The sequence below is a fragment of the Cupriavidus basilensis genome, assembly GCF_029335485.1.
GTDB classification, from domain to species: Bacteria; Pseudomonadota; Gammaproteobacteria; order Burkholderiales; family Burkholderiaceae; genus Cupriavidus; species Cupriavidus basilensis_E.
This window is the reverse complement of record NZ_JARJLM010000060.1, coordinates 1-7,267: the sequence shown is the minus strand read 5'-3', so window position 1 is coordinate 7,267 and position 7,267 is coordinate 1. Positions and strand designations below refer to the sequence as shown.

Here is a 7,267-nt window from a genome sequence, read left to right as displayed (position 1 = left end):
CAGGCCGCCTGGCGGGTTGCGTTCAGCGCGCTAACCGGTGCGGCCTGTCGTCATGCTTGACGCCGAGCCGGCGCGCGAGTTTGTGCAGGTTGCTCGCGTCCACGCCCAACTGGCGGGCGGCCTGCGCCCAGTTGCCGCCCTGCGCGGCCAGTGCCTGCTCGATGCAGTGCCGCTGGCATTGGTCCACTGCGTCGCGCAGGGTTGCGGCCGAGGGCGCGAATGCATCCGGCGCGGCGATTGGCGGCGGGGCGGCCGCGCCGGCCGGTGCAGGCTCCAGCCCGTCGAGGTCGAGGAGTTCCGCCTCCAGGGTGACGATGTCGTTGCGGTTCGCGCCGCGGCTGACGGTCTTGAGCGCCGCCCGGCTGATCACATGCTCCAGTTCGCGCACATTGCCCGGCCAAGGGTAGCGGCGCAGCGCAGCCTCGGCCGCGCCGGACAAGCGCAGGCTGCGCAGGCCCAGCCGGGCGCGGTTGAGTTCCAGCATCCGGCCCGCCAGCAGCAGCACGTCGTTGCCGCGCTCGCGCAGCGGCGGAATCGGGATCGGGTAGACCGAGAGCCGGTGATACAGGTCGGCGCGGAAAGAGCCGTCGCGCACGTGATCGCGCAAGCTGCGGTTGGTGGCCGCGATGATGCGCACGTCAACCCGGCGCGGCCGGTCGGAACCCAGGCGCTGGAGCTCGCCGTTCTGCAAGGTGCGCAGCAGCTTGGCCTGGATCGAGAGGGGCAGCTCGCCCACCTCGTCAAGAAACAGCGTACCGCCGTCGGCCGCCTCGAAGCGGCCCGGCCTTTCGCCCACCGCTCCCGAGAACGCGCCCTTGGCGTGGCCGAACAGCTCGCTCTCGGCCAGCGACTCAGGTAACGCCGCGCAGTTGACATGGATCAGCGGCTGGGCACGCCGCCGCGAAAGCCGGTGCAGCCGGTGCGCGAACAGCTCCTTGCCCACGCCGGTTTCCCCCAACAGCAGCACCGGCAGCTCCGAGTCGGCCACCACCGTGAGCTCGTGCAGCAGGCGGCTGATCGCCTCGCTCTGGCCGATGATCTCGCCATCGTCCCGGGCCGCGTCGCCCAGCGGCGCTTCGCCTCGCGTGAGCCGCAGCGCGCGGATCTCGGCTTCCAGCCGTGTCGTGCGGATGGCCGCCTCGACGACTACCGTCATTTGCCGCAAATCGGCCTGCGCCTCGTCGCCAAAGGTGCCGACCGTCAGCGCGTCCAGCGTCAGCACGCCCCACGGCTGGCCTTCCACATGCAGGCTCGTTCCCATGCAGTCGTGCACAGGCAGAGGCTCGCCCACGTGCTCGTCGATCAGCCCGTCGTAGGGGTCGGGCAGCATGCTGTCATGGTGGAAGCAGGTCACGCCGCGCCTGGCCAGGATGGCAGCCAGGCGCGGATGCAGGCCCACCGCGAAACGCCGCCCGAGGGCATCGCGCACCAGCCCGTCGATCGCCACCGGGCGCAGCTGATCCTCTTCGAGTTGCAGCAGCGCGACGGCGCCGCAGCGGAAATGGGCACGCAGGCTGCCAACCAGGCGCTGCAGCCGCACGGCCTGGGGAAGGTCGGCGACGAGGTCCGTGAGCAGAAGGTTCTCCATCATGGTTAATTAAACCCTTTATGGTGTTTTTCACCTTCATTTTGCAAGGGTAAATAATACCGTCAAAAAACCAAGCTGTTGATTTTTTTAATTAATTTTTCAGGCACGGGTTTCGCTATGTGAATGATGCACATCTTGAACAGGAGAACATCATGAGCATGACCGATCAATCGCTGGGCCAGCTTGCCCGCCAGATTCCCGGCGCCACCCGGGTGTTTCACGACTACCAGCTGGATTTCTGCTGTGGCGGCAAGCAGAGCCTGGGCGAGGCCGCGCAAGCCGCGGGCCTGGATGCGCAGGCCATCGAGGCACGCCTGCTGTCGCTGCAAGCCCAGGCGCAGCGCGACGGCCGCGATTGGGGCGCCGCGTCCGCGGCCGACCTGATCGTCCACATCCTGGCGCGCTACCACGAGGTGCATCGCCAGCAACTGCCCGAGCTGATCCGCCTGGCGCGCCGGGTGGAGCAGGTGCATGGCGACCGCCAGGATTGCCCGCTCGGCCTGGCGGATCACCTCGGGGTCATGCAGCAGGAGCTGGAGAGCCATATGCAGAAGGAAGAGCAGATCCTGTTCCCGCTGCTCGCACGTGAAGCCGGCAACATGGCGGGCGGCCCCATCACGGTCATGCGCATGGAACACGACGAGCACGGGCAGGCGCTGCAGCATCTCAATCTATTGACCAATGACATCACCTTGCCCCGCGCCGCCTGCAACACCTGGCGCGCGCTGTACCTGGGGCTGCGTACCTTCCGCGAAGACCTGATGGAACACATCCATCTCGAGAACAACATCCTGTTCGACAACGCCGAGCAAGCCGCCCCGGCCCACGCCTGACCCAACCGCGACAGGCACACGAATCACAGCGAGACCCCATCATGGGACAATACAAAAGACTCTGGTTCACCCTGATCGCCGTTCTGGCGGTCACGTTTGCGCTGCTTGGCTACTACGGCACCGAGGTCTACCGCAAGGCGCCGCCGATTCCGCAGCAAGTCGTTACCGCTGACGGCAAGGCCCTGTTCAGCAAGGACGATATCCTCGACGGCCAGACTGCCTGGCAGTCCGTCGGCGGCATGCAGCTCGGCTCGATCTGGGGCCACGGCGCCTACCAGGCGCCGGACTGGACCGCCGACTGGCTGCACCGCGAGCTGACCGCCTGGCTCGACCTGGCTGCGCAGGATACCTACGCCCGGGCCTACGCCAGCCTCGACGGGCCGGCACAGGCCGCGCTGCGCGAGCAGCTGCGTGCCGAGTACCGTAGCAACCGCGTCGACCAGGACAGCGGCGTGCTCACCGTCTCCAAGCGGCGCGCGCAGGCCATGGCCGCCACCGCCGCCTACTACGAACAGCTGTTCTCCGACGCACCGGAGCTGCGCAAGAGCCGCGAGAGCTTCGCCATGAAGGAGAACACGCTGCCCAGCGCCGAACGGCGCATAAAGCTGACCCACTTCTTCTTCTGGACCGCATGGGCCGCCGCCACCGAGCGCCCCGGCCTGACCGCCACCTACACCAATAACTGGCCGCACGAGCCGCTGATCGGCAACCAGCCCACCAGCGAGAACATCATCTGGTCCATCGCCAGCGTGGTGGTCCTGCTGGCGGGCGTCGGCTTCCTGGTGTGGGCCTGGTCATTCCTGCGCGGGCATGAGGAGGCGCCGCCCGCCGTGGCTGCGCACGATCCGCTCACGACGTTCGCGCTCACGCCGTCGCAACGCGCCTTGGGCAAATACCTGTTCCTGGTGGTGGCGCTGTTCGTGTTCCAGGTGATGATCGGCGGGCTGACGGCGCACTACACGGTGGAGGGGCAGAAATTCTACGGCCTCGAACTGTCGAAGTGGTTCCCGTACACGCTGATGCGCACCTGGCATATCCAGAGCGCGCTGTTCTGGATCGCCACCGGCTTTCTGGCTGCCGGCCTGTTCCTGGCGCCGCTCATCAACGGCGGCAAGGACCCGAAGTACCAGAAGCTTGGCGTGGACGTGCTGTTCTGGGCCTTGGTCGTCGTCGTCGTGGGCTCGTTTACCGGCAACTACCTGGCGATCGCGCAGATCATGCCCGAGAACCTCAACTTCTGGCTGGGACACCAGGGCTACGAGTACGTCGACCTCGGCCGGCTGTGGCAGATCGGCAAGTTCGCCGGCATCCTGTTCTGGCTGGTGCTGATGCTGCGCGCCATCGCGCCGGCGCTGCGCACGCCGGGCGGCGACAAGAACCTGCTGGCCTTGCTGACTTCCTCCGTGGTGGCCATCGGCCTGTTCTACGGCGCGGGCCTGTTCTACGGCGAGCGCACCAATCTGTCGGTGATGGAGTACTGGCGCTGGTGGGTGGTGCACCTGTGGGTCGAGGGCTTCTTCGAGGTGTTCGCTACCACGGCGCTGGCCTTTATCTTCTCCACGCTTGGCCTGGTGTCGCGCCCGATGGCCACCGCGGCCAGCCTGGCATCGGCGTCCCTGTTCATGCTGGGCGGCCTGCCTGGCACCTTCCACCACCTCTACTTCGCGGGCACCACGACGCCGGTGATGGCGGTGGGCGCCAGCTTCAGCGCGCTCGAAGTGGTACCGCTGATCGTGCTGGGCCATGAAGCCTGGGAAAACTGGCGCCTGAAGGACCGCGCACCGTGGATGGCCAACCTGAAATGGCCGCTGATGTGCTTCGTCGCCGTGGCGTTCTGGAACATGCTGGGCGCCGGTGTGTTCGGCTTCATGATCAACCCGCCGATCTCGCTGTACTACGTGCAGGGCCTGAATACCACGGCGGTGCATGCCCATGCGGCGCTGTTCGGGGTCTACGGTTTCCTGGCGCTGGGCTTCACGCTGCTGGTGTTGCGCTATGTACGGCCGCACTACGTACTGAACCAGAGCCTGGCAAAGACAGCGTTCTGGGGCCTCAACGCCGGCCTGGTACTCATGATCGGCACCAGCCTGTTCCCGATCGGCATCATCCAGTTCCACGCCAGCGCCAGCCAGGGGCTGTGGTATGCGCGCAGCGAGGCCTTCATGCAGCAGCCCCTCCTGCAGACGCTGCGCTGGGTACGCACCTTCGGCGACGTGGTGTTCATCGTCGGCGCGCTCTCGATGGCGCTGCAAGTGGTGCTCGGCCTCGCCGGCAAGGCACCGGCGCTGGCCGCGCCGGAAGGGCGCTTGAACGCCGCGCAACGTTAAGCGCAGTCGCGGCATCAGGCAAGTCACGGGTTGCGGCGGCTCTGCCGCGGCAACCCGCTGGTTGAAACAGCAGCCGCCCGGGCTCCCGGCCCCGCGGCTGTTTTTGCGTTCATGGCGGCGCCGCCACGGAGCCGGTCAGGTCCGCGAACGCGCGGCCATCAAGTGATAGGCAAGCAGCTTGCCGACTGCTTGATGCCAATCAAGCGCGCATCGGCATTTCTTCGACATGATGTGTGCACTGCCTTTGCCGCGCGATGCCACATGCGACAAAGACCTCGCGGTTTCCCCAACTCGCTGAAGAAGAGCATATGAAAGCGAAATCCTGGATGTTCCCCGCACTCGCGGCGCTGCCGCTTTCCCTTTGGCTCGGGCTGACTCACGCGGACACCGCAGTGTCCCCGCAAGCCCGCGCGCCGGGGCAGCAAGCTAGCGATGCTGCCGCACCCGCACTGACACCGGCCGAGTTCAACCAGGCGCGCCAGATCTACTTCGAACGCTGCGCCGGTTGCCATGGCGTGCTGCGCAAAGGCGCGACCGGCAAGCCTCTGACTCCGGACATCACGCGCGAGCGCGGTACCGAGTACCTGAAGACCTTCATCAAGTACGGCAGCCCGGCGGGCATGCCCAACTGGGGCACCTCGGGCGACCTGTCGGATACGGAAGTGGACCTGATGGCGCGGTATATCCAGCTGGATCCGCCCACGCCGCCCGAATTCTCGCTGGCCGACATCGAGAAGAGCCGCAAGGACGTCGTGCCGGTGGCGCAGCGCCCGACGCGCAAGATGAACGCCTACAACCTCGACAACCTGTTTTCGGTGACGCTGCGCGACGCCGGCGAAGTCGCGCTGATCGACGGCGACAGCAAGCAGATCATCACCATCGTCAAGACCGGCTATGCCGTGCATATCTCGCGCATGTCCGCCTCTGGCCGCTACCTGTACGTGATCGGGCGCGACGCCAAGATCGACCTGGTCGACCTGTGGCTGCCCAAGCCGGACATCGTCGCCGAGGTCAAGGTCGGGCTGGAGGCACGCTCCGTGGAGACCTCCAAGTACAAGGGCTATGAGGACAAGTACGCGGTGGCCGGGACCTACTGGCCGCCGCAGTACGTGATCATGGAGGGCGACACGCTCAAGCCGCTCAAGGTGGTATCGACGCGCGGCATGACGGTGGACAACGAGTACCATCCGGAGCCGCGCGTGGCCTCGATCGTGGCCAGCCACTTCCATCCCGAGTTCGTGATCACGGCCAAGGAAACCGGCAAGATCCTGATGGTCAATTACGCTGACCTGAACAACCTCAAGACCACCACCATCGACTCGGCCAAGTTCCTGCATGACGGCGGCTTCGATGCGAGCGGGCGCTACTTCATGGTGGCGGCCAATGCCTCCAACAAGATCGCCGTGGTCGACACCAAGCAAGACAAGCTGGCTGCGCTGGTCGACGTGGGCAAGACGCCCCATCCCGGGCGCGGTGCCAACTTCGTCCATCCGAAGTACGGCCCGGTGTGGGCCACCAGCCATCTCGGCGACGAGACCGTCAGCCTGATCGGGACCGACCCGGCCGGCCACAAGGCGCAGGCGTGGAAGGTCGTGCAAACCGTGCAGGGGCAGGGCGGCGGCTCGCTGTTCATCAAGACGCATCCGAAGTCGCACAACCTGTGGGTGGATACGCCGCTCAATCCGGATCCCAAGCTCAGCCAGTCGGTCGCGGTGTTCGACACCCGCAAGCTTGAAGACGGCTACAAGGTGCTGCCGATCGCGCAATGGGCGCAGCTCAAGGGCGAAGGCGCCAAGCGCGTGGTGCAGGCAGAGTACAACCAGGCCGGCGACGAGGTCTGGTTCTCGGTCTGGGGCACCAAGGACGGTGAATCCGCGCTGGTGGTGGTCGACGACAAGACGCGCGCGCTCAAGACGGTGATCAAGGATCCGCGTCTGGTCACGCCCACCGGCAAGTTCAACGCGTTCAACACCCAGCACGACATCTACTGAGCGCCAGTGTCCTCAATCACAAATTCGTTGCATCAGTTGGCCGAAAAGGCGCGCGACCCGTCGTCACCAATGCGCGCAAGGCTTCAGCCTTGCTGCGCTTCGCTCCCAAGCGCCCACGCCTTCTCGACCGACTTGTTTCTACAACGAATCCCAGACTCAGGACACCAATCCGGAGCAATCACATGCATGCAAGCAACGCAATCGCCGCGGCGCTGATCGCCGCCTTCCTGCCGGCGGCCGCGCACGCCAGCGCCGAGCTGGCCAGCAGCAAGGCCTGCCTGGCCTGCCACGGTGTCGACAAGAAGCTCGTGGGGCCGGCCTTCAAGGACGTGGCTGCGAAGTACAGGGGCAGCAAGGACGGCCAGGCGCAGATGGTCCAGTCGATCCTGCAGGGCAGCAGCGGCAAGTGGGGGCCGATTCCGATGCCGGCCAACCGCGTGAGCGAAGCGGAAGCCGGCACGCTGGCCAAATGGGTACTCAGCCTGTAGGCCGGGCCATGGCGGCCACGCGCGCGCTGGTGCTGGCGCT

The 7,267-nt window shown here is 66.2% G+C and carries 5 protein-coding genes; 4 read left to right on the top strand and 1 reads right to left on the bottom strand.

Translation table 11 applies throughout. The features are described 5' to 3' along the window. Positions 1-22: 22 nt before the first annotated feature. Positions 23-1,591, bottom strand: coding sequence for a nitric oxide reductase transcriptional regulator NorR (gene norR, locus P3W85_RS03545; RefSeq protein WP_276263751.1), 1,569 nt, complete (start codon positions 1,589-1,591; stop codon positions 23-25). A 149-nt stretch (positions 1,592-1,740) separates the two neighbouring features. Here norR and ytfE point away from each other — a divergent pair, with 149 nt between their 5' ends. The 4 genes from ytfE (at position 1,741) to P3W85_RS03525 (ending at position 7,227) form a co-directional block, all read left to right on the top strand. Beyond that, positions 1,741-2,421: an iron-sulfur cluster repair protein YtfE gene (ytfE, locus tag P3W85_RS03540; protein WP_276263750.1), complete on the top strand. Its 681-nt coding sequence runs from the start codon at positions 1,741-1,743 to the stop codon at positions 2,419-2,421. 41 nt (positions 2,422-2,462) lie between these two features. After that, positions 2,463-4,748 carry a nitric-oxide reductase large subunit gene (locus tag P3W85_RS03535; RefSeq protein ID WP_276263749.1) on the top strand — a complete coding sequence of 762 codons (2,286 nt, stop codon included), beginning with the start codon at positions 2,463-2,465 and terminating at the stop codon, positions 4,746-4,748. A gap of 308 nt (positions 4,749-5,056) precedes the next feature. After that, positions 5,057-6,739: a nitrite reductase gene (locus tag P3W85_RS03530; protein ID WP_035818480.1), complete on the top strand. Its 1,683-nt coding sequence runs from the start codon at positions 5,057-5,059 to the stop codon at positions 6,737-6,739. Between the two features lie 182 nt (positions 6,740-6,921). Continuing rightward, positions 6,922-7,227 (top strand): c-type cytochrome, encoded by a 306-nt coding sequence (locus P3W85_RS03525; RefSeq protein WP_017230997.1) that lies wholly within the window; start codon positions 6,922-6,924, stop codon positions 7,225-7,227. Positions 7,228-7,267: the final 40 nt, after the last annotated feature.